Raw genomic sequence first — 24,714 nt, 5'->3', positions numbered from 1 at the left:
CACCCGGCAACCGCCAGAACTCGTCGGAAAATTCTTTTTGAATCAAATTTTTGTCCGACCATTCCCACAAAAGCCTGGTTGACTGTGAGGGTGGTGTGTATATCCGTTTCTGCGGTTGCGGCCGCTGGCGGTTCCGCCCTGACGGCGGCTCACTTTTGAGAAGCGCAAAAGTAAGCAAAACGCTTCTGCCCCACCACTTGGCACCTCGCTTTGGCTCGGTGTGCCCTCACTCCGGCATTGCTCCGTGGGCCCGCCGCGAAGGGCCATCCATGGCCCAGCGCGGCTATCCCGGCATCCATGCCGGGATGCCCACTACGCAATACCTGCGTTCGGCCATCGTGGTTAACGGGGCTCCGAGATCAACGTCCACCGCGAGGCGGCCTGATAGCCGACCTGGTTCTGGGTGATCGCGTTTCTCCTGTGGGAGCGGGCTTGCTCGCGAAGAGGCCGGAGCATTCAACATATTCATCGACTGTGCCATCGCCTTCGCGAGCAAGCTCGCTCCCACAATGGGATCGCACTAGGACCGGAAGAGCCAGGTCGGCTATAAGGCCGCCTCGCGAGCAAGCTTTGCTCCCACAGATCTGACAGGTGTACGAGCGGGAGAGCCAGGCCGGCTGTCAGGCCGCCTCGCTTTTGATCTTGATCTCGGACGCCCCGTTAACCACGCTGGCCGAACGCAGGCATTGTGGAGTGAGGGCATGCCGAGCCTAAGCGAGGCACCGAGTGGTGGGGCAGAAGCACTTTGGTTACTTTCGCCTGGGCCGGCATTCCGGCTTTTCGAAAGTGACCCGCCGTCAGGGCGGAACCCTAAGCAGCCGTTACCGCCGCAATGGATATGTACTCGATCAACACACAGCCGTCGCGAGCAAGCCCGCTCCACAGGAAAAACCGGACCTTACAAGCGCCCCGCCGGCGCATACGGCACAGGATCGATCACCGGCTCACGCCCCAACATCAGATCCGTAAACAACTGACACGACGCCGGCGCCAACACCAGCCCATTACGATAATGCCCGCAGTTCAACCACAACCCAGCAACCCCCGGCACCTCGCCGATGTAGGGAACACCTTCAGGCGAGCCAGGCCGCAACCCGGCCCAATGCCCCACCACCTCGGCACCCGCCAGCGCCGGAATCAGTTGCTGTGCAGAAGCCTTCAGGCTCTCCAACGCAACCTCGGTCGGGGTCTTGTCGAAACCTTCGCGCTCCAGCGTACTGCCAACCAGGATGTGCCCATCACGACGGGGGATCGCATAACGCCCCTTGGCCAGCACCATACTCGACAAGAAGTCCGACGCGCATTTGTACAGAATCATCTGGCCCTTGACCGGCTCGACCGGCAACTTCAGCCCCAGCGTCTTGAGCAGTTCACCACTCCAGGCCCCCGCCGCCAGCACCACCTGATCGCCACGCATCGGTCCCGCCGAACTGTCCACCCCCACGACACGCCCGCCATCGCGGATGAACCCGCTGACCTCGCAATGTTCATGAAGCGTGACATTGGGCAACGCCTGCAACGCCGCCTTGAGGGATTTCACCAGCCGAGGGTTACGCACGTTGGCCACGCCAGCCATGTAGATCGCCCGGGAAAAACCCGCACCCAGCACCGGCACGGCGTCGTGGACCGTCGAGATATCCACGGCCCGCAGCGGGCGCCCTTCCCGCTCGGCCCAGGCCAGCGCTTCGTCCTGGTCGTCCAGGTCCAGCCAATACAGCCCGGTCACGTGCACTTGTGGATCGATCCCGGTGGCCGCGAACAAACGCTCACCCAACTGTGGATAAAAATCCTGCGACCAATGGGCCAGCGCCGTGACCGCCGGGCTGTAGCGCCACGGGTACAACGGCGAAACGATACCGCCGCCGGCCCAGGACGACTCCTGGCCGACATTGGAACGGTCCAGCAGCACCACACGTTGCCCTTCGGACGCCAGATTGAACGCCGTCAGCAGGCCGATGACTCCGCCACCGACGATCACCACTTGCTGTTGCCTGGTCATGTTCTGATTCGACTCACTAAAACAAAGGGCGCCAACACGCGCCCGGATAAAGAAACTCAGCGGCCCCAACAATCCTTGGTGGTCAGCCCCGCAGTGGCGTTGAGCATGCCCCGTGCCCCGGTGTTGTTGAGGGTGAAGTCACCGCACTTGTCCGTGGCCATGGACGAACCGCTCTTGCGTACGGCGGTCAGGGTGAAACTCTGGTCCGCCAGCGTCTGGGTAATGGTGTAGAAATCGTTGCCGCTGCTCAGCCCGGTTGCATTGGTGTAGACGTTGTTCTTCGAATAGTAGCGCTCGAGAATTTGCGCCTGCTCGGATAAGAGCCCGGCAATTTCAGTGCGTCGGCCCTTCTTCATGTATTCGGTCAGGCTCGGATAGCCGACGGTGATCACAATACCGATGATCGCGATCACGATCATGATTTCGATCAAGGTGAAACCCCGGTTGGTTCTGCGCATGCTTTGCCCTCATTGTATTTGCCGCCACATGATGCGGCGGCTGCCGCCCACGGATTTTTCCAGCAACTCGGTGATGTTGCCGCTGGAATCGTTGACGATCATGTTGGTGGCCCCGCTGGCGCTGACGACGGCACTCAAGGTCGGGATACCGCCAGTGAAGACCACCCCGCTGGAAATCGTGTCGAGGGTATTGAGCGCACCGTCACCGTTGGTATCGAGCACCGCGTAGTTGAGCATCTTACCGTTGAACGCATCCACTTCGATCAGTTTTCCGGTACCGAAGCTGGCGCATGGGTCGGTGGTGTCCACGGCGGCCGTGGTAAAGACCACGCGCCCGCTCACCAGATTGGCCGGGTTGATCACCCGCTCCCCGGTCAACACGTTGTTGTACACCAGGGGCAGGTACCAGCCCTTTTTCGAAGGATAAGCCACGTCGGTCTGACTGGTGGTCACGAATTGCCCCGTGGTGCCTGAGAACACCCCGGTGATCGACTGCGCCTGCAGGCTCGACACCGTGATTTGCCCCGCACCGCCGATGGCGTCCCAGATCGAGTAGAACCCTTGCAGGTCCTTGTTGAGTTTGTCCGCCGTCTCGTTGAACTTACCGGTGCCGAAAAACACCTGGGTGCCGCCCTGGGGATTATCGGCCAGCAACGGTTGAACGGTGATTGGTTGGGTCGCGCCGCCGGGGGCGGTGAACAGCGGCTGGCCGGCGAACGCCAGACCCCACGCGGTGGGTGAGGTGCCGCTGAGGTCGAACTTCCACATCCGCCCCTTCAAGTCGCCACCGTACGCGGCCTGCACCACATTCTGGGAGTTGACCCGCAACTTGACCGACGACAGGCCGTTATCGGTCTCACTGCTGCTGATGACGATTTTGCGGATCAGCGAACCGTCACGGATATCCACGACGTACAACGCCGCCACGCCGCTGTTGCTGCCATAGCCGTTGGCGATGAACGCCGCCCAGCGACCGTCCGCCAGGCGCGCGACCTCGGGGCGTGCGTAGGCATAGCCCAGGTCATTGAAGGCGTTGGCGGTGCTGGCAACGGTTGGCGCGCTGATTTCCCACAGCGCCCGAAACGCATTGCCCGCCGCCGCATCGAACAGTTGCACCGCGAAGAACGTCTTGCCGCCGGCCCCCGTGCCGCCCAGGGCCACTGTCTTCCAGGCGCTCCCCGATTGCACGTCGAATACACCGACCTGTCCATCCACCAGGAACTTGTGGCTCACGCCGTTGATGTAGTTGGTGTCGGCGATGTCCTGCAACGAAGGCAGCACGTTCGAAGGCATGTAGGCGTAACGCCGCGTGCCGTTTGCACTGTTGATGACACTGAAAAAACCATCGTTGCCGTTCACCACCAGGCTGGCGCTCATGTTCGTCGCCTTGGTCGCCAGGTAGGTGCTATAGCTGGTGTCGTTGAGCAGGTCCGCAGCGGTCTGGTCATTGGGCGATGCCAGCACCAGCGGCGAATTGATAATGTCCCCCAGCAACGCGCTGCGCACCTTCAGGCCGGTCTTGTTGACGCCCTTGCTCCACTCCACCAGGTCATTGCCGGTGATCCCCGTGGGCAGGTTCTGGCTGAGGCTGGTTTGCTGGGCCGGCGAAAAGTTGCCGTAGGCCAGGGTCACCGGCACGTTGGTCGCGGTGTTCCAGGACTGATAGATCGGTGCCGTGGCGCCGGGCACGATAGCGGTATCGGTGGTCCATTGCACCGCTGCCGTGTTGACCGTGCCCGCCGAGGTAAAGCCAAACGCCCGGATGGTGCCTCGCCAGTCCTTGGGGTCATACGTGGTCTGGTAGTAGCTGGAGGTGCTCGACAATGTGGCGGCGTTGGTGGTGCCGCCGCCTCCGGAGCCAGCCTTGGATGTGATGTCGCTCAAGGCCGACGACAGAGCCGAGTTCAAGCCTTCGCTATCGCTCGCCGGATAATACTTGCCCGCTCCGTAGCGGGCAGCATCGGACAACATCTGGTTGGTGACGGCAAAACCCACGGTGTAGGTATTGAGATACTGCCGGGGAAAATCCGTGGTGTTCCAGCTTTTGCCGGTGGCGTCGGTGCCGGTGGAGCGCATGTCGATGTCGAAGGCGAACTTGGCGATGTCATCCAGGTAAAGCGTGTCGCCCTCACTGTCACCACTGGCGTTGTCGCCATCATTGCTGCTGATGCCATCCCAGTTGGGCAGCCGGGCGCCGCCCGTTGGGGTACCCTGCGGGTCGTTGGTGGGGAATGTCCGGTCATAGGTGGGCAAGCCGTCGGTGATCACCACGCCGAAGTTTTTCTGGCATCGATACTGGATCGGGCTGGTGTAGGTGGCGGGCGTTCCATTGTAGTAAGGCGCCATCCCCCTGAAATAACGGGTGACCTCGTAGTAGCTCTCGGCCAAGGGGGTATTGGCGACCGCACCCAGGCCGTTGATGGCGCTGATCAGCGCGCTATAGTTGCTGTTGGCTTGGGTCTGGGTCACGCTGCCGCTGACCGGTGACAGATCGCTGATGGCGCGAGCGATGTAGCCCCCGGGGCCGGAATTGCTGAAGTTAGGTGGATTGAACGTGGCGAGGCCGATACGCAGAGCGCGGTTATTGGCGACCAGGTCGTTAGAGACATCCCGTGCGACGTTGATGCGATAGTCATTGGGGATGGTGCCGGTGGTGAAGTCCCGACTCGAGCCGTTGGCCAAGGTCACCAGGTATGCCAGGTATTTAGCGGTGTAACGGGTATCCCCGTTCCCTACCGGGTCCGGCAACCGCAGACAGATCCGCCCGATGCTGGATCGATAGAAGCCGTACCAACCAGACGAGCAGCCGCCACGCAACAGGCTCAACAACAGGATATTCGAGTCGTCCTGGTCCAGCTCATACCTGTCATTGCAATTGCTGCTGGAACTGCATGCAAATGTGCGTGTTTGCGTCGCCGCCGGATCAAACCCCGCCGCCCAGATAATGTTGTTCATGCTCCCCGAATCATCGATCAGCAGCATCACGTTCGGCGTGACGGCGGCCGCACTCAGCAACGGCGAATCCGAAGGCGTGAACGCATAGGCCGGCGCCGCCAGGTAAAGGCTGAGCAACGCCCCCCACAGTACCTGCCACCAACCACCGCGCACCTCAGTACTTCGCATAAATGCTCTCCACCACGCTGCGCTGGTTATTCCCCACCACCGCCACCGCCGTGATCCGATACAGCGTCGCCGACGTATTGACCGGCACGTTGACCGCCGTAAGCGTCGTGCCAATATTTTGCACACCATAGAACCCACCGGCGGCAGCAACCCATAGCACCCCCGACGACGAATTGCGCCCGGCCCCCGTCAGCGTCGCCGACTCGGCCGGCGGCGCGCACTGGGTCGTGGTGGTACACACCGGCAATGAGTAGGTTTCGACCTGCACCGCGCTTTCCCCCACCCTTAGCGCCGCCTCGGCCACCTGGAACGACTGGTTGCGCTGCATGACGCTGCTGGTCATTTTTTCCTGGAGGGTGGCGCTCTGCATCGATGACAGACCGATCAGCGTCAGCAGCAACAGGAAGACCAGGCTGACCAGCAATGCCATGCCCCGCTGGCGGTGCACCTGCCCCATCGAAGTCATCTCCTTCATAACAATCGGTTGCGCAAGGCGGCAACCACATTGAAGGTCTGCTCGCGCACTGCGTTCCTCGGATCAAAAAGCGTCAGGGTCAGGCGCACGCTGCGGATCAGTGCCGGGTCAGGCGGATTGCTCGTATAGCTCGACGCCGCGATGTCCGTCGCGCTGCCGGCCACGCCAAACGTCACGTCGAACGCCCGCACATTGTCCACCAGCACCGACAAGGTCGGGTTGCCGGCGCCGCTGCCCAGCAGCAATTGGTTGTTGTTGAAGCTGTAGACCAGTCGGCGGATCGGGAAGGCCAACTGCCCCGCCGCCGGTAGCCGCGCGTTGGTATAGGCCGTCGCCGAGGTGCGGCAATCGGAGACGACGGTCCAGGTCGGAGCGCTACCGCCACTCCCTACGTCGGCGGTCACCAGGGTCAATCGGCGGTTGGCGTTATCCCAGCGGATCGGGGTGATCTGGCTGGCATTGAAGTCATTGGCGGTGGAAGCATCGGTAATGTTCCCCAGACAACCGAACATGCCCACCATACGAATCTCCTGGACCATTTTGCTCAGGACGAACCGGGCATCCTCCTGCATCACCGCCGCCGCGTTTTGGCTGACGTAGGTGTTCTTGGCGGCGATGAAAACCTGCACGACCCCCAGGATGACGATCAGGCTGAGCACCAGGGCAATCATCAATTCTATCAGGCCGAATCCCCGGCAACGCCTGTTCATGGCGGCGTCCCCGGCGGATCCACGGCGACGCGGCTGGTCAGTACGAAGCTGCGCCGCGCCTCGGCCGCGTCGGTGGTGTTGGCGGCCCGGGCGTCGTCCCAGGAAATGGTGATGGTGTAGACCCGCTGGTTCAGGGCTATGGTGCCGGTGGCCGTGGCGCCGCCGAAGGCAATGATGTTGGTCTTGAAATCGTAGAGGTCCTGGTCCCGGGCCACGTTGAGGTTCGGCGAGCTGGGCGGTGTGACGGTGTAGTCGGCGCCGGAGTTGGCGCGTATGCGGTCCAGCAGGTCGTAGGCGATGAAGCTGGCCTGGCTGGTCATGCGCGAACTGTCGGTGTACTTGAGCGCATTGAGCTGGATCATCGCCGCCCCCAGCAAGCCGACGCCGAGAATCAGCACCGCCACCAGCACCTCGATCAGCGTCATGCCCTCCTGTGCCCTTTTACTGCAATCCTTCATCCGCAACTTCCGCCCAATACGATTCTTCCATTGAGGCAAACACTCAGCGTCCTGCTCTGCGCCCCTCGTACATAATTGAAGCTCACCGGCGTGGCCGGCGCCGATAACCCACCGAGGTTGTTGAAATCGATGTTGTTCACCTCTGAGGTTAGCGTCAGAGTCGCGCCACTGCTCATCGCTGGAACAACCCGCAATACATTGGCCGGCGTGCCAGTACTGTCATACACCGTCAGTTCGCCGCTCCAGACGCTGCCCTCGGCCGTGGGGCGGATGCGCGTGGTGATACCACGGTCGATCGCCTCCAGCCGGGCAAAGTTCAGCGCCCGGCGCAAGTCGTCAACCTCGGTGTCGGCCTTGGTGCTCTGCAGCGAGCCGGTGAATGACGGCACCGCCATGGTAATCAGGATCAGCAGCACGCCAAGGGCCACCAGCACCTCGATCAGCGTGAAACCTTTTGTACGAAGATCCATCGGTGCCCTCCGTTGCCGTCGGCTATACCTGCCTCTACACGCTAGAACAAACCACCGCCTGTGGCGAGGGAGCTTGCTCCCGCTCGGGCGCGTAGCGGCCGCTATTTTGGGGCTGCTGCGCAGCCCAGCGGGAGCAAGCTCCCTCGCCACAACATGCTGGCTGCCACACTGAGTTCTTGCACTATCGCACCGCTTCACATTCTCCAGGGAGGAGATGTCATGCACCAACAGGGCTTCAGCCTGATCGAACTGCTCATGGGACTGGCAATTGCCGCAATTGTTCTGCCGTGGGCCAACGCGGGCTACAAAGAACTGATCGATTCCATCGAACGCAAGGACACCGCGCAGTTGCTGATCAGCGGGTTACGCAGCGCGCGCAGCGAGGCCATCATGCGCAACCGGACGGTCGTGCTCAGGGGGATAGGCAACGATTGGGGCCGGGGCTGGCGCATCACCCTGGACGATAAGGAGAAGACCGTGCTGATGGAGCGCAGCGTCAGCGCCCGGGTGGTCGGCAACCAGCCGGTGAAACGCCGGGTGAGGTTCAGCAGCCAAGGAGAAGCCCTGCACCCCAGTGGCGCATTCCAGGCAGGCACGCTGCATGTCTGCGCCAGACGCGGCCCGGTCAGCCATCATCAAGTGATACTGGCGCCTTCCGGCCGCGTGCGCCTGGAAAGCGTCGAAGCCAAACAGGCGCTGTGCGAAAAAGGACTTAAAGCAATGAGCGCACGCGCAGCTCTTTCGGCATCGAGAACGTGATGTTCTCCTCGCGACCGGCCAGTTCATCGGCACCGGTGGCGCCCCAAGCCTGCAATTGCTGGATCACGCCACGCACCAGGACTTCCGGCGCGGAAGCACCGGCGGTGATGCCGATACGCTCGATGCCCTCGAACCAGCTGCGTTGCATGTCCTCGGCACCGTCGATCAGGTAAGCGGGCGTGGACATGCGCTCGGCCAGCTCGCGCAGGCGGTTCGAGTTGGAACTGTTCGGGCTGCCGACCACCAGCACCACATCGCATTCGTTGGCCAGTTGCTTGACCGCATCCTGACGGTTCTGGGTGGCATAGCAGATGTCATCCTTGCGCGGACCGCCGATGGCCGGAAAGCGCGCGCGCAGGGCGTCGATCACACGGCTGGTGTCGTCCATGGACAGGGTCGTCTGGGTCACGAAAGCCAGGCTATCGGGGTTGCGTACTTGCAAGGCCGCAACGTCAGCCTCGTCTTCGACCAGGTAGATCGCACCGCCGTTGCTGGCATCGTATTGGCCCATGGTGCCTTCGACTTCCGGGTGGCCTTCATGGCCGATCAGGATGCACTCGCGACCGTCACGGCTGTAGCGCGCCACTTCGATGTGCACCTTGGTCACCAACGGGCACGTCGCGTCGAACACCTTCAGGCCTCGGCCGGCGGCTTCGCTGCGCACGGCCTGAGAAACCCCGTGGGCACTGAAGATCACGATGACGTCGTCCGGCACCTGGTCCAGTTCCTCGACGAAAATGGCCCCGCGGCTGCGCAGGTCCTCGACGACGAATTTGTTGTGGACCACCTCGTGGCGCACGTAGATCGGCGGCCCGAAGACTTCCAGGGCGCGGTTGACGATTTCGATCGCCCGGTCCACACCAGCGCAGAAGCCACGGGGGTTGGCGAGTTTGATTTGCATGCTGTGCCTCGTGTCTTGCGCGCAAGAAATTGAATCAGTGCTTGTCGATCAAGCAAAAAAAACCGAAAACAATGGAGATCCCCTGTGGGAGCGGGCTTGCTCGCGAAAGCGGAGTGTCAGTCAGCACAGATATTGGATGTGCCGACGCTTTCGCGAGCAAGCCCGCTCCCACACTAAACCGCATTCACTCAGTTACAACGCCTTGACCTCAAGGATTTCCACTTCGAAGTTCAAGGTCTTGCCCGCCAGCGGATGATTGAAGTCCACGGTCACCTGGGCGTCATCGAACGCCTTCACCACACCCGGCAGCTCGGTATTGGCCGCGTCGTTGAAGATTACCAGCAGGCCCTCGGACAGCTCCATGTCCTGGAACTGGGAGCGTGGCATGGTCTGCACGTTTTGCGGGTTGGGCTGACCAAAGGCGTTTTCCGGTGGCACGACCACGGTGCGCTTGTCGCCAGCCTTGAAACCGAGGATTGCCGCTTCGAAGCCTGGCAACAGGTTGCCATCACCGACCTTGAACACCGCTGGGGCCTTGTCGAAGGTGCTGTCGACGGTGTCGCCGTTTTCCAGGTGCAGGGCGAAGTGGAGCTTCACTTCGGTGTTTTGAGCGATACGCTGCTCAGTCATGGACGGCTTCTCCGGTTTTCTTGCTCTTGAACATGTCCAGGGCGAGCATCACGGCGCCCACGCTGATGGCACTGTCGGCAAAGTTGAACGCCGGGAAATACCAACGGTTCTGCCAATGCACTAGGATGAAATCGATGACGTGACCCAGGGCGATGCGGTCATAGAGATTGCCCAAGGCACCACCAAGCACCAAGGCCAAGGCCACGGCCAGCCAGGTCTCGTTGCGCCCCAGGCGCTTGAGCCAGACCACCAGCACGGCACTGACCACGACGGCAATCAGGGCGAACAGCCAGCGCTGCCAGCCGGAACTGTCGGCCAGGAAACTGAACGCCGCCCCGGTGTTGTAGGCCAGGGTCCAGCTGAAGTAATCAGGGATGATCACGATCTGCTGGTACAGGGTCAACGAGCTTTCAAAGTGGAACTTGCTGGCCTGGTCGATGACCAGTACCAGCACGCTCAACCAGAGCCAGCCCAGCCGTCCGAAACGGCCCGCTGCGTTAGGCATAGTGGCGAACCTCGCCAGCACCGCTGATGTTGTCGACGCAACGACCGCAGATTTCCGGATGTTCCGGGTTCACGCCGACGTCTTCGCGGCAGTGCCAGCAGCGGGCGCACTTGGTGTGGTTCGACTTGACGATCTTCAGCTTCAAGCCGCTGACTTCGGTGGTCACGGCATCGGCCGGCGCCTGCACGAAAGGTGCAACACTGGCGGTGGAGGTGATCAGCACGAAGCGCAGCTCGTTGCCGAGCTTGGCCAGGTCGGCGCTCAGGGCCTCCTCGGCGTAAAGGGTGACTTCGGCCTGCAGGTTTCCGCCGACGGCCTTGGCCGCCCGCTGGATCTCCATTTCCTTGTTGACCGCGGCCTTGACCGCCATGACCCGATCCCAATACGCACGGTCCAGTTCGAAGCCTTGCGGCAGTTCGGTCAGGCCTTCGTACCAGGTGTTGAGCATCACCGACTCGTTGCGCTCGCCCGGCAGGTATTGCCACAGCTCATCGGCGGTGAACGCCAGGATCGGCGCGATCCAGCGCACCAGGGCCTCGCTGATGTGGAACAGCGCGGTCTGGCACGAACGGCGCGCCTTGCTGTTGGCGCCGGTGGTGTACTGGCGGTCCTTGATGATGTCGAGGTAGAAACCACCGAGTTCCTGCACGCAGAAGTTGTGGATCTTGGAGTAGACGTTCCAGAAGCGGTATTCGCCGTAGTGCTCCTGCAATTCGCGCTGCAGCAACAGGGTACGGTCCACGGCCCAACGGTCCAGCGCAAGCATTTCTTCGGCCGGCAGCAGGTCGGTGGCCGGGTTGAAGCCGGTCAGGTTCGAGAGCAGGAAGCGCGCGGTGTTACGGATCCGCCGGTAGGCGTCCGCACTGCGCTGCAGGATCTGCTCGGAAACGGCCATCTCGCCAGAGTAGTCGGTGGAGGCCACCCACAGGCGCATGATGTCGGCGCCCAGGGTGTCGTTGACCTTCTGCGGCGCGATCACGTTGCCCAGGGACTTGGACATCTTGCGGCCGGACTCATCGACAGTGAAACCGTGGGTCAGCAGCTCGCGGTACGGCGCGTGGTTATCGATGGCGCAACCGGTCAGCAACGACGAGTGGAACCAGCCACGATGCTGGTCCGAGCCTTCCAGGTACAGGTCGGCACGCGGGCCAGTCTCGTGGCCCATCGGGTGCGAACCGCGCAGCACGTGCCAATGGGTGGTGCCGGAGTCGAACCAGACGTCCAGGGTGTCGCTGATCTTGTCGTACAGCGGTGCTTCGTCGCCCAACAGCTCAGCCGCATCGAGCTTGAACCAGGCTTCGATGCCTTCGGCTTCGACGCGCTTGGCCACGACTTCCATCAGTTCGACGGTGCGCGGGTGCAACTCGCCGCTTTCCTTGTTCAGGAAGAACGGGATCGGCACGCCCCAGTTGCGCTGGCGGGAGATACACCAGTCCGGACGATTGGCAATCATCGAGTGCAGGCGCGCCTGGCCCCAGGCCGGTACGAACTGGGTCTCTTCGATGGCCTTGAGCGAACGCTGGCGCAGGGTGTCGCCGCTGGTGGGCTGCTTGTCCATGCCGATGAACCACTGCGCGGTGGCACGGTAGATCAGCGGGGTCTTGTGGCGCCAGCAGTGCATGTAGCTGTGTTCGATGACGGTGGTATGCAGCAGCGCGCCGACTTCGGTCAGCTTGTCAACGATGGCCGGGTTGGCTTTCCAGATGAACTGGCCGCCGAAGAACTCCAGCGACGGCGCGTACACGCCATTGCTCTGCACCGGGTTGAGGATGTCGTCGTTGACCATGCCGTATTTCTTGCAGGTCACGAAGTCGTCGACGCCATAGGCCGGCGCGGAGTGAACCACGCCGGTGCCTGCGCCCAGTTCCACGTAGTCGGCCAGGTACACCGGCGACAGGCGGTCATAAAACGGATGACGGAAATTGATCAGTTCCAGCGCCGAACCCGGGGCAGTGGCGACCACCGAACCTTCGAGGTTGTAGCGGGCCAGACAGGATTCGACCAACTCTTCGGCCAGCACCAGCAGCTTGTCGCCGACGTCGACCAGGGCGTAGGTGAATTCCGGGTGGACGTTCAGCGCCTGGTTGGCCGGGATGGTCCACGGCGTGGTGGTCCAGATCACGATCGACGCCGGCTTGCCCAGCGTGCCCAGGCCGAACGCGGCGGCGAGCTTGTCTTCATCGGCGATCGGGAACGCGACGTCGATGGTCGAGGACTTCTTGTTCTCGTACTCGACTTCCGCCTCGGCCAAGGCCGAACCGCAATCGAAGCACCAGTTCACTGGCTTGAGGCCCTTGAACACGAAACCGCCCTCGACGATTTTCGCCAAGGCACGGATTTCGCCGGCTTCGTTCTTGAAGTCCATGGTCTTGTACGGGTTGGCAAAGTCACCCAGCACGCCGAGGCGAATGAATTCGGACTTCTGCCCTTCGATCTGCTCGGTGGCGTAGGCACGGCACAGCTCGCGGGTCTTGTCCGCGCCCAGGTTCTTGCCGTGGGTCACTTCGACCTTGTGCTCGATCGGCAGGCCATGGCAGTCCCAGCCCGGGACATACGGCGCATCAAAACCCGACAAAGTCTTGGAGCGGACGATCATGTCCTTGAGAATCTTGTTCAGCGCGTGACCGATGTGGATGGTGCCGTTGGCGTACGGAGGGCCGTCGTGCAGGACGAACTTCGGACGATCCTTGCCAATTTCGCGCAACTTTCCGTACAGGCCAATGCTGTCCCAACGCTGCAGAATCTGTGGTTCGCGCTGAGGCAGGCCGGCCTTCATTGGGAAGGCGGTGTCCGGAAGGTTTAGCGTGGCTTTATAGTCGGTCATTTAAGGCTCTTCATTAGCGATTGGCGCTGGTTGCGACAAGGGCACGGGCGGCGGCGATATCTGCATGGATCGCCGTCTTGAGCGCCTCCAGAGAGGCAAAACGCTGCTCTTCACGCAGCTTATGGTGGAAAACCACCGTCAAACGCCGGTCATACAGATCGCCGGCAAAATCCAGAACATGTACTTCAAGGTGGGCCTTGCCATCGCCCTGGACCGTGGGGCGCACGCCGATGTTGGCGACGCCGGGCCAGGTCTTGCCGTCGATCTCCACGCTCACCAGGAACACCCCGGTCAGCGGCACACGACGACGCTTGAGCTGCACGTTGGCCGTCGGCGTGCCCAATTGGCGCGCCAACTTCTGCCCGTGCAGGATCCGCCCGGCAATCCGGTACGGCCGGCCGAGCAAGCGCTCGGCCAATTCGAAGTCGGCCGCCGCCAGGGCATTGCGGACCTGGGTGCTGCTGACGCGCAAGCCATCCATCTCGACGGTCTGCGCCGCTTCAACGGTGAAGCCCTGGGCGATACCGGCCTGTTGCAGGTAATCGAAATCCCCGGACCGGTCGCAGCCGAAACGGAAATCATCGCCAACTTCCAGATGCTTCACATCGAGACCGCCCACCAGGATGGTATCGACGAATTCGGCGGCACTGAGCTTGCTCAGGCGCTGGTTGAAGGCCAGGCACAGGACCCGGTCGACACCTTCGGCGGCCAGCAGTTGCAGTTTGTCCCGCAACCGGGCCAGACGGGCCGGGGCGGTGTCCGGGGCGAAAAACTCCCGTGGCTGGGGCTCGAAAATCACCACGCAGCTGGGCACGCCCAACTCCAGCGCACGCTCGCGCAGTCGCGCCAGGATAGCCTGGTGGCCACGGTGAACACCGTCAAAGTTGCCAATAGTGGCGACACAGCCCCGATGCTGGGGGCGCAGGTTGTGGAGGCCTCGAACCAGCTGCATAACGCGCTTCTTGCTCATAAAGTGGCCGATTATAACCACACCCGGCGGCCGACGACAGGCAACACCGCACGCCAAAGTGATCGAACCGACAAAACCACTGCCCGGCCCGGCATTATCGAGGGCTCGCCCTTAGCTCAAGGCCTTGCGATTGAAGTCGCGCAGACGGAACCCCATCAGCAGCAACATGCCGAAATACGCCACCACACCGGCAACCACCAGCACACCCAGGCGCAGGAAACGCGCGAGCATCTGCCCTTCGCCCCAGGCCGGCATGAAATGCATCGCTCCAAGCAGGACCGCCGACATCACGGCCACGGCCACCAGCAGCTTGAGGCCGAACTTGCCCCAGCCCGGCTGCGGCTGATACATCTTCTGCTTGCGCAACTGATAAAACAGCAACCCGGCGTTGAGGCAGGCACCGGCACTGATCGCCAGGGCCAGGCCGGCATGAGCCAACGGACCGATCAGCAACAGGTTGAACAACTGGGTCATCACCAGGGTGAAGATGGCGATCTTCACCGGCGTGCGAATGTTCTGCTGGGCGTAGAACCCTGGCGCCAGCACCTTGATCACGATGATCCCGAGCAAGCCCACCGAGTAAGCGATCAGCGCACGCTGGGTCATCAAGGCGTCGAACGCATTGAACTGGCCGTACTGGAACAACGAGACGGTCAACGGCTCGGCCAGGATCCCCAGCGCCAGGGAGCACGGCAGCACTAGCACAAAGCACAGGCGCAGGCCCCAATCGAGAATTCGCGAGTATTCGTGGCGGTCCTGGCTGGCGTAGGTCTTGGCCAGGGTCGGCAACAGGATCGTGCCCAAGGCCACGCCCAATACGCCGGACGGCAACTCCATCAGACGGTCGGCGTAGTACATCCACGACACCGAGCCGGCCACCAGGAACGAGGCGAAAATAGTGTTGATGATCAGGGAAATCTGGCTCACCGACACCCCCAGGATCGCCGGGAGCATCTGCTTCATCACCCGCCACACACCGCTGTCGCGCAGGTTCAGCCGCGGCAGCACCAGCATGCCGATCTTTTTCAGATGCGGCAGTTGATAGAGCAGTTGCGCCAGGCCACCCACCAGCACCGCCCAGCCCAGGGCCATCACCGGTGGGTCGAAATACGGTGTCAGGAACACGGCGAAGACGATCATGCTGACGTTGAGCAAGGTCGGCACAAAGGCCGGCACGGAAAAGCGATTCCAGGTATTGAGGATCGCCCCGGCCAGGGACGACAGGGAGATCAGCAATATATAAGGAAAGGTCACCCGCAACAGGTCCGCGGTGAGCTGGAATTTTTCCGGGGTGTCGGTGAAGCCCGGCGCCGTGGCCCAGATCACCCAGGGCGCGGCGAGCATGCCGGCGGCCGTGACCAGCGCCAGCACCAAGGTCAGCAGACCGGTGACATAGGCAATGAATGTGCGGGTTGCCTCATCGCCTTTCTGGCTTTTATATTCCGCCAGGATCGGCACGAAGGCCTGGGAGAACGCCCCCTCGGCGAAGATCCGCCGCAACAGGTTAGGCAGCTTGAAGGCGATGAAGAAGGCGTCCGTCGCCATCCCGGCGCCGAATATCCGTGCGATCAGCGTATCGCGAACGAACCCCAGGATGCGGGAAAGCATCGTGATAGAGCTGACGGCGGCCAACGATTTGAGCAGATTCATGAAAAGAGTTTTTGCCTGTCGATAAACAGCAGGCGAACAACGCGCCCACTTGTGCGATACTCCGCGCCGCTAAACAGTGCAGAGCCAAAGCCCGCGAGTTTACAGGTCGCACGCCGGAAAGAAATCCTTCGGTGCGCAGCACCTGCCATTCAGCGGAACGCGTCACCCGCCCTTGACAAGACTTCAACTCATCGGCATGATTCGCGGCCTATTTTGTTTGCTATTTCCCAAAAAGTCTTTCGAGGAGCTCGACGGTGGCCAACACACCTTCCGCCAAAAAACGTGCAAAACAGGCTGAGAAGCGTCGCAGCCACAACGCCAGCCTGCGTTCCATGGTCCGTACCTACATCAAGAACGTAGTCAAGGCCATCGACGCAAAAGACGCTGAAAAAGCTCAAGCTGCTTACGTTCTGGCTGTGCCAGTTATCGACCGCATGGCCGATAAAGGCATCATCCACAAGAACAAGGCTGCTCGTCATAAGAGCCGCCTGAATGGCCACGTAAAGGCCCTGAACGTTGCCGCTGCTGCCTAAGCGACGCGCTCGTTAAAAAACCGACCCCAGGGTCGGTTTTTTATTGCCTGGCATTCTTCATCCAGAACTGTGGGAGCGAGCAAGCTCGCTCCCACAGGGCTATGTGTCGATTATTGAGTACTAGCCCACGGCAAGATCGGAATCGCCGTTACCGCATTCTGCGGGCTGCCCTCGATCACGCGGTCGCTGTAGACCAGGTAAACCAGCGTATTGCGCTTCTTGTCGAGGAAACGCACCACCTGCATGGTCTTGAACACCAGCGAAGTGCGCTCGCGGAACACCTCCTCGCCATCCTTGAGCTCACCCTTGAAGCTGATGGGCCCCACCTGGCGACAGGCGATGGACGCCTCGGCGCGATCCTCGGCAAGGCCCAGGCCGCCTTTCACGCCACCCGTCTTGGCCCGCGACAGGTAGCAGGTCACGCCATCGACCTTGGGATCATCGAATGCCTCGACCACGATCCGGTCGTTCGGCCCGACAAACTTGAACACCGTCGACACCTGGCCAATTTCCTCGGCCGACGCCAGCAGCGGTACTGCCAGCAGCAAACCGATCAATCCTTTTGCCAAACCCATGATTTTTCCTTAGACGAGGATCAGGTTGTCACGGTGGACCAGTTCAGGCTCCGCCATGTAACCCAACAGACCGACAATCGCATCAGACGACTGACCGATAATTTTCTGTGCTTCCAGGGCGCTGTAGTTGGCCAGGCCACGGGCGATCTCGCGACCGTCCGGCGCCACGCACACGACCATTTCGCCGCGACGGAAGCTGCCCTGGACCAGCTTCACACCCACCGGCAGCAGGCTTTTGTTGCCCTGGGACAACGCCGTCACGGCGCCCGCATCCAGCACCAGCGTGCCACGGGTTTGCAGGTGCCCGGCCAGCCATTGCTTGCGCGCCGCCAGCATGCCACGCTCAGGAGACAGCAAAGTGCCGATGCGCTCGCCCGCCTTCAGACGATCCAGCACCCGCTCCAACCGACCGCCGACAATGATAGTGTGAGCCCCGGAGCGCGCAGCCAGACGTGCCGCACGCAGCTTGGTCTGCATGCCGCCGCGCCCCAGCGCACCGCCCGTGCCGCCCGCCACAGCGTCCAGCGCAGGGTCGTCGGCACGGGCTTCGTAGATCAGCTTGGCATCGGGGTTATTGCGCGGATCGGCGTCGAACATGCCGTCGCGATCCGTGAGGATCACCAACAGGTCCGCCTCCACCAGGTTCGCCACCAGCGCCGCCAGGGTGTCGTTATCGCCGAAACGGATCTCGTCGGTGACCACTGTGTCGTTCTCGTTGATCACCGGGATGACCTTCAGCTCCACCAGCGCTCTCAAGGTACTGCGGGCATTGAGGTAACGCTTGCGATCGGACAGGTCGTCGTGGGTCAGCAGGATCTGCGCCGTATGGCGACCGTGCTCGGCAAAGCTCGACTCCCAAGCCTGCACCAGGCCCATCTGGCCGATGGCAGCAGCGGCCTGCAGCTCGTGCATCGCGCTGGGTCGCGACGTCCAGCCCAAACGACTCATACCGGCCGCCACAGCCCCTGAGGAGACCAATACCAGCTCGACGCCGGCCTCATGCAAGGCCACCATCTGCTCGACCCACACCGCCATTGCCTGGCGATCCAGCCCCTTGCCATCCGCCGTCAGCAGTGCGCTACCGATCTTCACGACCCAGCGCCGCGCCCCCGTCACCTTGCTCCGCATCATCTTCAACCTTTGCCAGCGAACGGCGCGACCCAGCGCCACCCATGGGATTATTCGTATTTGCGTTTTACAGATACCAAAACGCCGCTCAAATGAGCGGCGCCTTGGGAACCGGCTTGCCGGCGATGATAACACTGCGCTGAAACACTTGAACCTGCGGGAGCGCAGCTTGCTCGCGATAGCGGCGTGTCAGCTAACGACCATGTCAACTGACAGACCGCTTTCGCGAGCAAGCTCGCTCCCACAGGTCCTGGTTCAGCTGAGCGGCATCAGCACAAGATCAGTCGCGAACGTAGATGATTTCCGGACCATCTTCGTCATCCACATCCTCTTCGTCCCAATCGTCGTCACCGATGTCATGGACCGACTTGACGCCACTGCGACGCAGGGCACGCTGGTCGTCCAGCGCCTGCAGCTGGGCACGAGCCTCATCTTCGATGCGCTGGTCGAGCTCGGCCAGCTCTTCCTTGTAGGCCGGATCGTTGGCCAGGCGATCGGCGCGATCCTCCAGGTAACGCATGATGTCGTGGCACAGGCGCTCGGTGCCTTCTTTGGCGATGGCCGAGATCACATAGACCGGGCCCTCCCACTCCAGGCGGTCGACGATTTCCTTGACCCGCTCCTCATGTTCTTCTTCGAGGATCTGATCGCACTTGTTCAGCACCAGCCAACGATCACGCTCGGCCAGGGCCGGGCTGAACTTGGTCAGCTCGTTGACGATGACTTCGGCGGCATCGGCGGCGTCGGTTTCATCCAGCGGCGCCATGTCGACGAGGTGCAGCAACAGGCGGGTGCGGGACAAGTGCTTGAGGAAACGAATCCCCAGGCCCGCGCCTTCGGAAGCTCCTTCGATCAGCCCTGGAATGTCGGCGATCACGAAACTCTTCCAGCGGTCGACGCTGACCACACCCAGGTTCGGCACCAGAGTGGTGAACGGGTAATCGGCCACTTTGGGCTTGGCCGCCGACACCGAGCGAATAAAGGTACTTTTACCGGCGTTCGGCAGGCCCAGCAGGCCCACGTCGGCCAACACTTTCATTTCCAGCTTCAGGTCACGCTGCTCGCCGGGCTTGCCTGGCGTGGTCTGGCGCGGCGCACGGTTGGTGCTGGATTTGAAACGGGTGTTGCCCAGGCCATGCCAGCCGCCATGGGCGACCAGCAGACGCTGGCCGGCCTTGGTCAGGTCGCCAATCACTTCCTGGGTGGCCGAATCGATCACCGTGGTGCCGACTGGCACGCGCAGGATCAGGTCTTCGCCCTTCTTGCCGGTGCAGTCGGTGCTACCGCCGTTGGAGCCACGCTCGGCATCGAAGTGCCGGGTGTAACGGTAGTCCACCAGGGTGTTGAGGTTTTCGTCGGCGAGCATGTAGATCGAGCCGCCGTCACCCCCGTCACCGCCGTTAGGGCCACCGTTTTCAATGAATTTTTCCCGACGGAAACTCATGCAACCATTGCCGCCGTCGCCGGCCTTCACTCGAATCGATACTTCATCAACAAACTTCATGACACACGCCTCTCGCCATACGGACGAGCCAAAAAAACAAGACATAAGACTCTTGCAAAAATGAGCGCAGCGACCTGATGACACGCCCCAACCGCAGCGCTGACAGCCCATACAAACAGTTTTGCAAGAGACTCACCCCACAAACGAAAAAGCCCCGTCGCAAGACAGGGCTTTTCCAGCGGTCTCGCAATTAAGCTGCGATAACGCTTACGTAACGACGACCGAAGGCGCCTTTTACTTCGAACTTGATCACGCCTTCGACTTTAGCGAAGAGGGTGTGATCTTTACCCATGCCCACGCCGTAGCCAGCGTGGAATTGGGTGCCGCGCTGACGCACGATGATGTTGCCTGCTTTGATAGCCTGGCCGCCATACATCTTCACGCCAAGGCGTTTGGCTTCTGAGTCGCGACCGTTACGGGTACTACCACCAGCTTTTTTGTGTGCCATGAGTTCAATTCTCCTAGTGAGGAATTAGGCTGAAATTAAGCCTGAATACCGGTGATTTTGATCTCGGTGTACCACTGGCGGTGGCCCATGCGCTTCATGTGGTGCTTACGACGACGGAACTTGATGATGCGGACTTTATCGTGACGACCTTGGGAGATCACTTCAGCCACAACGGTAGCGCCAGCAACGACTGGAGCGCCGATATTCACGTCATCGCCATTGGCGACCAACAGAACGCGATCAAAAGTCACGGATTCGCCGGTAGCGATTTCCAGTTTTTCGATCTTCAGGTATTCACCTGGGGCGACCTTGTATTGCTTGCCACCAGTAACAATTACTGCGTACGACATGGTATTTCTCCGATAATCCTGCTCACCCAGCGCTTTATAAGAAGAGGTATTGGCTGGCATGGCTGCATGGGCTGGAAGGCCCGGATGCAATTGCGTAAGGCAGGTGCTGCCCAGGAAGTTCAGGGTGCGCGATTGTACGCAAGCCGCGAGAGCCTTGCAAGTAGCCGTCTATCGCGCCTTGACACCTGCGGACGTGGGTCCTAGCATGCCGCGCAACCCTTCTGGAGCACCTGTCGCTGATGCAACCCCAAGCTTTCTACCGCGCGGTGGCGGACGATTTTAGCGCCGTCGACGGCATCATCAAGAAGCAGCTGACTTCCCGAGTGCCGCTGGTATCGAAAATCGGCGACTACATCACGTCGGCGGGCGGTAAACGCCTGCGTCCTTTATTGGTGCTGCTGTGCGGCAAGGCCCTGGGTCGCGAAGGCGACGACATGCGCCTGCTGGCCGCTACCATCGAATTCCTGCACACCGCGACCCTGCTGCATGACGACGTGGTCGACATGTCCGGCATGCGCCGTGGCCGTTCGACCGCCAACGCCATGTGGGGCAATGCCCCGAGCGTACTGGTGGGTGACTTCCTGTATTCGCGCTCGTTCGAAATGATGGTCGAGTTGGGCTCGATGCCGGTGATGAAGATTCTGTCCCAGGCCACACGCATCATCGCCGAAGGCGAAGTGCTGCAGTTGTCCAAGGTACGCGATGCCAGCACCACGGAAGAGACCTACATGGAAGTCATCCGCGGCAAGACCGCGATGCTCTTCGAAGCCTCGACCCACAGCGCCGCTGCCCTGGCCGGCGCCAGCGCCGAGCAGAGCGAAGCGCTGCGCACGTTCGGCGACCACCTGGGCGTGGCCTTCCAGTTGGTGGACGACCTGCTGGACTACAAGGGCGATGCCGAGACCCTGGGCAAGAACGTCGGTGACGACCTGGCCGAAGGTAAGCCGACCCTGCCGCTGATCTACACCATGCGCGAAGGCACGCCAGAACAGGCGGCACTGGTACGCCAGGCGATCCAGAAAGGCGGGATCGAAGACCTGGAAAGCATCCGTATCGCGGTCGAAGCTTCCGGCTCGCTGGAGTACACCGCGAAACTGGCCCGGGATTATGTCGCCCGCGCAATCAAATGCCTCGACGCCCTGCCGCCCAGCGAATACCGCGATGCGCTGGTGGAACTGAGTGAATTTGCGGTGGCGCGTACCCACTGATTGCATGAAAACCTGTGGGAAACCTGTGAGAGCGAGCTTGCTCGCGATAGCGGTGTGTCAATCAGCGCCAATGTTGCTGATCCAGCGCTATCGCGAGCAAGCTCGCTCCCACAAGGGTTTTTCGCCGCCCTGCCCTCCGCAGCCTAAAACCCTATATAATGTGCGCCCTTTTGCCCTCCTGATACCCAAGGAACCTTAGTGAGCACGTTGCCTCCCTGCCCGAAATGCAATTCCGAATACACCTACGAAGACGGCACCCAGCTGGTCTGCCCGGAGTGTGCCCACGAATGGTCCGCCAGCGGCGAAGCTGAAGCGGCGTCCGACGACACCGTGAAGAAAGATTCGGTCGGCAATATCTTGCAGGACGGCGACACCATCACCGTGATCAAGGACCTCAAGGTCAAGGGCACCTCGCTGGTGGTCAAGGTCGGCACCAAGGTCAAGAACATCCGCCTGTGCGATGGCGACCACGATATCGATTGCAAGATCGACGGCATCGGCCCGATGAAACTCAAATCCGAGTTCGTCAGAAAAGTCTGATTCGGCTGCATTCCATCCCATGCCCTGCGTGTGGGATGGAGCTTCACCTCCCCCGCTTCAACCCCATTTCTCGAGCGTTCGCCAGGTGCCAGCCGCCTTGAGCTAGCACAACCCATCGTCAGAAAAACAATCGCAACGCCAATAGAGACTTGCTATTTAGCGAATAAGAATTATTCTCATCGAACCCATCAAGGAGATGAGAACCATGACTTATTTGATCGATGCCTGGCTGGACCGCCCACATCCCTACCTTAGGATCCTGCATCGGGAAACTGGGGAAGTCTGCGCGGTGCTTGAAGAAGAAGCCTTGAACGAGCTGCAGGACCAAGGAGACCTGGACCTCAACAGCCTCAATTCCAGTGAGCCGCTGGTGCTCAAGGAGCTGGTGCGCAATCTGTTCCTGTTCTGCTATGCCCGGGCGTTGCGCCCTACGGGTGATTTCAGCGGCAGGCTACACGGATGAAGGCAGAGGTCATGTGGGAGCGGGCTTGCTCGCGAAAGCGGTGGGTCAGTTCACGATAATGTCGACTGACAGTCCGCATTCGCGAGCAAGCCCGCTCCCACATATTTGCCCGGCATTAAACCGGACAGGGTCTTACAGCACGTCCAACAGCTCGACGTCGAACACCAGCACGCTATGCGGCGGGATGCTGCCAACGCCTTGAGCGCCGTAAGCCAGTTCGCTCGGCACGTACAGGCGCCATTTGCTGCCGGCATTCATCAGTTGCAGTGCTTCGGTCCAGCCTGGGATCACGCCGCCTACCGGGAATTCGGCTGGCTGGCCACGATCGTAGGAGCTGTCGAACACAGTGCCGTCGATCAGGGTGCCGTGGTAGTGGGTACGTACCTGATCCTCACGGGTCGGCTTGGCGCCTTCACCCTGGGTCAGCACTTCGAACTGCAGGCCGGAAGCCAGGGTGGTGATGCCTTCACGCTTGGCGTTTTCCGCCAGGAACGCACGGCCTTCACCTGCTGCGGCTTCAGCCTTGGCGGCTGCTTCGGCTTGCATGATTTCACGAATGACCTTGAAGCTGGCGGACATCTCGTCCTGGCCCACGCGGCTTGGCTTGCCGGCGAACGCGTCGGTCAGGCCGGCCAGGATCGCGTCCAGGCTGACACCCGGTGGCGGGTTGTCGCGCAGTTGGTCGCCCAACTGACGGCCAATGCCGTAGCTGACGCGGGTTTCGTCGGTGGACAGGTTAACTTCGGACATGATGCTGCTCCGCTGTGCGGACGGCTCGAGAGTTGCCGTGCGTGCACAGCGCCTCCCGGAGCGCCCGGAACCAAAAGGGCGAGCAGACTAGCACAGATGCCACGGCGGGTGACGAGCCCCCCGTCAAAGCAACCGCCAGAAACGACAACGCCCGCCTGCAGTTCGCCAGGCGGGCGTTGCGCCAGCGCGAGGAGCGGGCTCAGTGCTTGGTCAGTTTGTCCAGGTAGCCCATGGCGAAGGCCGAGACCACGAAGGTCATGTGGATGATCACGTACCACATCAGGTGCTCGGGATCGACGTTCTTGGCGTCCATGAAAATGCGCAGCAGGTGGATGGAGGAAATGGCCACGATCGAGGCGGCGACCTTCATCTTCAGCGATGAAGAGTCCATGGTGCCCAGCCAGTTGAGCTTTTCCTTGTCGGAGTCGATGTCCAGTTGCGAAACGAAGTTCTCGTAGCCGGAAATCATCACCATCACCAGCAAGCCGCCCACCAGCGCCATGTCGATCAGCGACAGCAGCACCAGGATCAGCTCGGACTCGGCCATGGCGAACACATTGGGGATGACGTGAAAGACTTCCTGGAAAAATTTCAGCGCCAAGGCCAGCAGGCCCAGGGACAGCCCGAAATAGATCGGCGCCAGCAGCCAGCGGGAGGCGTACATTGCATTTTCGATAAAGCGTTCCATTGAATCTCACACCTGGGCTGAAAAATCGCGGCGAGTATATCAGCCACGACCTGCCCCACAAATGCCGGGGCCATCCCTGGCCCCTGCTCTTGTGTCAAAATTTTTCTGCGAGTGCCCGTGCGGCGATGGCCTTCAATGCAGCGGACGAAACTCGAAGCCGCCGACATTGCGACAACGGCCTCCATTGATTTCACGCAGTTGGGCCTGCATGTGCAAGGACCAGATCTGCGGGTCGTTGGCCAGCTCATAGCCGTGCAAGGTCAGGCTCTGCACGATGGTATCGAGGATGGATTCGGCGGCGGTCGGGCCGGGAAATGGCCCCTGGGCCTTGATGGCGGAGGGTTGTTCGCCAGCCATTCCGGCGGCGAAGAGCAAGGTCCACATACCGGTATCTCCCGCCAGGGGACGGATGGCGCATTCGATACGGGTGACAAGGCCCAGGCATTGACGAGTGAGGCAAAGGTTGCGCGACATGGCGGCGCCCCTCGGTAGATCCGGTATTCAGTCTCGGGAAGAGGCTGTTTCGATCCAATGATGACTCTCGTTATCCTTGAGCTGAGGATAGAAGAAAAGTTCCGGTCCCACGGGATTTCGA

The 24,714-nt window shown here is 61.3% G+C and carries 26 protein-coding genes; 5 read left to right on the top strand and 21 right to left on the bottom strand.

The annotated features are described in order from the left end of the window. Positions 1–898: 898 nt before the first annotated feature. The 7 genes from thiO to BT125_RS26500 are packed head-to-tail and all read right to left on the bottom strand — an operon-like array spanning position 899 to position 7,693. Positions 899–1,999: a glycine oxidase ThiO gene (gene thiO, locus BT125_RS26530; protein ID WP_072411916.1), complete on the bottom strand. Its 1,101-nt coding sequence runs from the start codon at positions 1,997–1,999 to the stop codon at positions 899–901. A gap of 56 nt (positions 2,000–2,055) precedes the next feature. Beyond that, complete coding sequence (locus tag BT125_RS26525; protein ID WP_072411914.1) at positions 2,056–2,457, bottom strand: type IV pilin protein; 402 nt, start codon at positions 2,455–2,457, stop codon at positions 2,056–2,058. Between the two features lie 9 nt (positions 2,458–2,466). After that, complete coding sequence (locus BT125_RS26520) at positions 2,467–5,580, bottom strand: pilus assembly protein (RefSeq protein WP_072411912.1); 3,114 nt, start codon at positions 5,578–5,580, stop codon at positions 2,467–2,469. After that, a complete protein-coding gene (locus BT125_RS26515) occupies positions 5,567–6,046 on the bottom strand; it encodes a pilus assembly PilX family protein (protein ID WP_371856646.1) in 480 nt (159 codons plus the stop codon). The genes BT125_RS26520 and BT125_RS26515 overlap by 14 nt, the downstream gene beginning before the upstream one ends. 5 nt (positions 6,047–6,051) lie before the next feature. After that, positions 6,052–6,765 carry a PilW family protein gene (locus BT125_RS26510; protein WP_072411910.1) on the bottom strand — a complete coding sequence of 238 codons (714 nt, stop codon included), beginning with the start codon at positions 6,763–6,765 and terminating at the stop codon, positions 6,052–6,054. Then, positions 6,762–7,223, bottom strand: a complete 462-nt coding sequence (gene pilV, locus BT125_RS26505) for a type IV pilus modification protein PilV (RefSeq protein WP_072411909.1) — start codon at positions 7,221–7,223, stop codon at positions 6,762–6,764. The genes BT125_RS26510 and pilV overlap by 4 nt, the downstream gene beginning before the upstream one ends. Continuing rightward, positions 7,220–7,693: a GspH/FimT family pseudopilin gene (locus tag BT125_RS26500; RefSeq protein WP_072411907.1), complete on the bottom strand. Its 474-nt coding sequence runs from the start codon at positions 7,691–7,693 to the stop codon at positions 7,220–7,222. The genes pilV and BT125_RS26500 overlap by 4 nt, the downstream gene beginning before the upstream one ends. A gap of 219 nt (positions 7,694–7,912) precedes the next feature. Between BT125_RS26500 and BT125_RS26495 the strand changes: the two genes are divergently transcribed. After that, complete coding sequence (locus BT125_RS26495; protein ID WP_072411906.1) at positions 7,913–8,452, top strand: GspH/FimT family pseudopilin; 540 nt, start codon at positions 7,913–7,915, stop codon at positions 8,450–8,452. Here BT125_RS26495 and ispH read toward each other — a convergent pair. The 6 genes from ispH to murJ form a co-directional block, all read right to left on the bottom strand. Then, complete coding sequence (gene ispH, locus BT125_RS26490) at positions 8,406–9,353, bottom strand: 4-hydroxy-3-methylbut-2-enyl diphosphate reductase (protein WP_072411904.1); 948 nt, start codon at positions 9,351–9,353, stop codon at positions 8,406–8,408. The two genes, BT125_RS26495 and ispH, sit on opposite strands and share 47 nt — an antisense overlap. Positions 9,354–9,545: 192 nt before the next feature. Next, complete coding sequence (gene fkpB, locus BT125_RS26485; RefSeq protein WP_072411902.1) at positions 9,546–9,983, bottom strand: FKBP-type peptidyl-prolyl cis-trans isomerase; 438 nt, start codon at positions 9,981–9,983, stop codon at positions 9,546–9,548. Further along, positions 9,976–10,488, bottom strand: a complete 513-nt coding sequence (gene lspA, locus BT125_RS26480; RefSeq protein WP_072411900.1) for a signal peptidase II — start codon at positions 10,486–10,488, stop codon at positions 9,976–9,978. The genes fkpB and lspA overlap by 8 nt, the downstream gene beginning before the upstream one ends. Then, positions 10,481–13,312, bottom strand: a complete 2,832-nt coding sequence (ileS, locus tag BT125_RS26475; RefSeq protein ID WP_072411898.1) for an isoleucine--tRNA ligase — start codon at positions 13,310–13,312, stop codon at positions 10,481–10,483. The genes lspA and ileS overlap by 8 nt, the downstream gene beginning before the upstream one ends. A 13-nt stretch (positions 13,313–13,325) precedes the next feature. Next, entirely contained in the window at positions 13,326–14,264 is a 939-nt protein-coding gene (ribF, locus tag BT125_RS26470; protein ID WP_083564563.1) for a bifunctional riboflavin kinase/FAD synthetase, read from the bottom strand. Positions 14,265–14,393: 129 nt separating this feature from the next. Beyond that, entirely contained in the window at positions 14,394–15,932 is a 1,539-nt protein-coding gene (gene murJ, locus BT125_RS26465; protein ID WP_072411894.1) for a murein biosynthesis integral membrane protein MurJ, read from the bottom strand. A 254-nt stretch (positions 15,933–16,186) separates the two neighbouring features. On the opposite strand from murJ, the gene rpsT reads away from it, so the two are divergent. Continuing rightward, complete coding sequence (gene rpsT, locus BT125_RS26460; protein ID WP_003185593.1) at positions 16,187–16,465, top strand: 30S ribosomal protein S20; 279 nt, start codon at positions 16,187–16,189, stop codon at positions 16,463–16,465. Between the two features lie 110 nt (positions 16,466–16,575). On the opposite strand, the gene BT125_RS26455 is transcribed toward rpsT, so the two are convergent. The 5 genes from BT125_RS26455 to rplU form a co-directional block, all read right to left on the bottom strand. After that, entirely contained in the window at positions 16,576–17,040 is a 465-nt protein-coding gene (locus BT125_RS26455) for a CreA family protein (RefSeq protein WP_072411892.1), read from the bottom strand. A gap of 9 nt (positions 17,041–17,049) precedes the next feature. Then, on the bottom strand, positions 17,050–18,168 hold the full coding sequence (proB, locus tag BT125_RS26450) for a glutamate 5-kinase (protein WP_072411890.1): 1,119 nt from the start codon (positions 18,166–18,168) through the stop codon (positions 17,050–17,052). 280 nt (positions 18,169–18,448) lie between these two features. Continuing rightward, positions 18,449–19,672 (bottom strand): Obg family GTPase CgtA, encoded by a 1,224-nt coding sequence (gene cgtA / locus BT125_RS26445; RefSeq protein WP_060740551.1) that lies wholly within the window; start codon positions 19,670–19,672, stop codon positions 18,449–18,451. A gap of 190 nt (positions 19,673–19,862) precedes the next feature. Beyond that, positions 19,863–20,120, bottom strand: coding sequence for a 50S ribosomal protein L27 (gene rpmA / locus BT125_RS26440; protein ID WP_003205738.1), 258 nt, complete (start codon positions 20,118–20,120; stop codon positions 19,863–19,865). A gap of 35 nt (positions 20,121–20,155) precedes the next feature. Next, positions 20,156–20,470 carry a 50S ribosomal protein L21 gene (gene rplU / locus BT125_RS26435; protein WP_003176051.1) on the bottom strand — a complete coding sequence of 105 codons (315 nt, stop codon included), beginning with the start codon at positions 20,468–20,470 and terminating at the stop codon, positions 20,156–20,158. A 239-nt stretch (positions 20,471–20,709) separates the two neighbouring features. On the opposite strand from rplU, the gene BT125_RS26430 reads away from it, so the two are divergent. From BT125_RS26430 to BT125_RS26420, 3 genes are all read left to right on the top strand, one after another. Beyond that, positions 20,710–21,678: a polyprenyl synthetase family protein gene (locus tag BT125_RS26430; RefSeq protein ID WP_072411888.1), complete on the top strand. Its 969-nt coding sequence runs from the start codon at positions 20,710–20,712 to the stop codon at positions 21,676–21,678. 198 nt (positions 21,679–21,876) lie between these two features. After that, positions 21,877–22,218, top strand: a complete 342-nt coding sequence (locus BT125_RS26425; RefSeq protein WP_072411886.1) for a zinc ribbon domain-containing protein YjdM — start codon at positions 21,877–21,879, stop codon at positions 22,216–22,218. A 205-nt stretch (positions 22,219–22,423) separates the two neighbouring features. Continuing rightward, on the top strand, positions 22,424–22,681 hold the full coding sequence (locus BT125_RS26420; RefSeq protein ID WP_072411884.1) for a PA4570 family protein: 258 nt from the start codon (positions 22,424–22,426) through the stop codon (positions 22,679–22,681). Between the two features lie 132 nt (positions 22,682–22,813). Here BT125_RS26420 and BT125_RS26415 read toward each other — a convergent pair whose 3' ends face one another. From BT125_RS26415 to BT125_RS26405, 3 genes are all read right to left on the bottom strand, one after another. Then, a complete protein-coding gene (locus tag BT125_RS26415) occupies positions 22,814–23,431 on the bottom strand; it encodes a BamJ family beta-barrel-assembly machinery protein (RefSeq protein ID WP_003205746.1) in 618 nt (205 codons plus the stop codon). A gap of 199 nt (positions 23,432–23,630) precedes the next feature. Beyond that, positions 23,631–24,119, bottom strand: a complete 489-nt coding sequence (locus BT125_RS26410) for a TIGR00645 family protein (protein WP_025215565.1) — start codon at positions 24,117–24,119, stop codon at positions 23,631–23,633. 132 nt (positions 24,120–24,251) lie between these two features. Continuing rightward, entirely contained in the window at positions 24,252–24,593 is a 342-nt protein-coding gene (locus tag BT125_RS26405) for a PA4575 family protein (protein WP_072411882.1), read from the bottom strand. Between the last annotated feature and the right edge of the window lie 121 nt (positions 24,594–24,714).

Origin of the sequence: Pseudomonas sp. NFACC04-2, assembly GCF_900119265.1 — a bacterium.
Taxonomy (GTDB): Bacteria; Pseudomonadota; Gammaproteobacteria; order Pseudomonadales; family Pseudomonadaceae; genus Aquipseudomonas; species Aquipseudomonas fluorescens_AA.
This window is presented reverse-complemented; position numbering and strand designations above follow the sequence as displayed.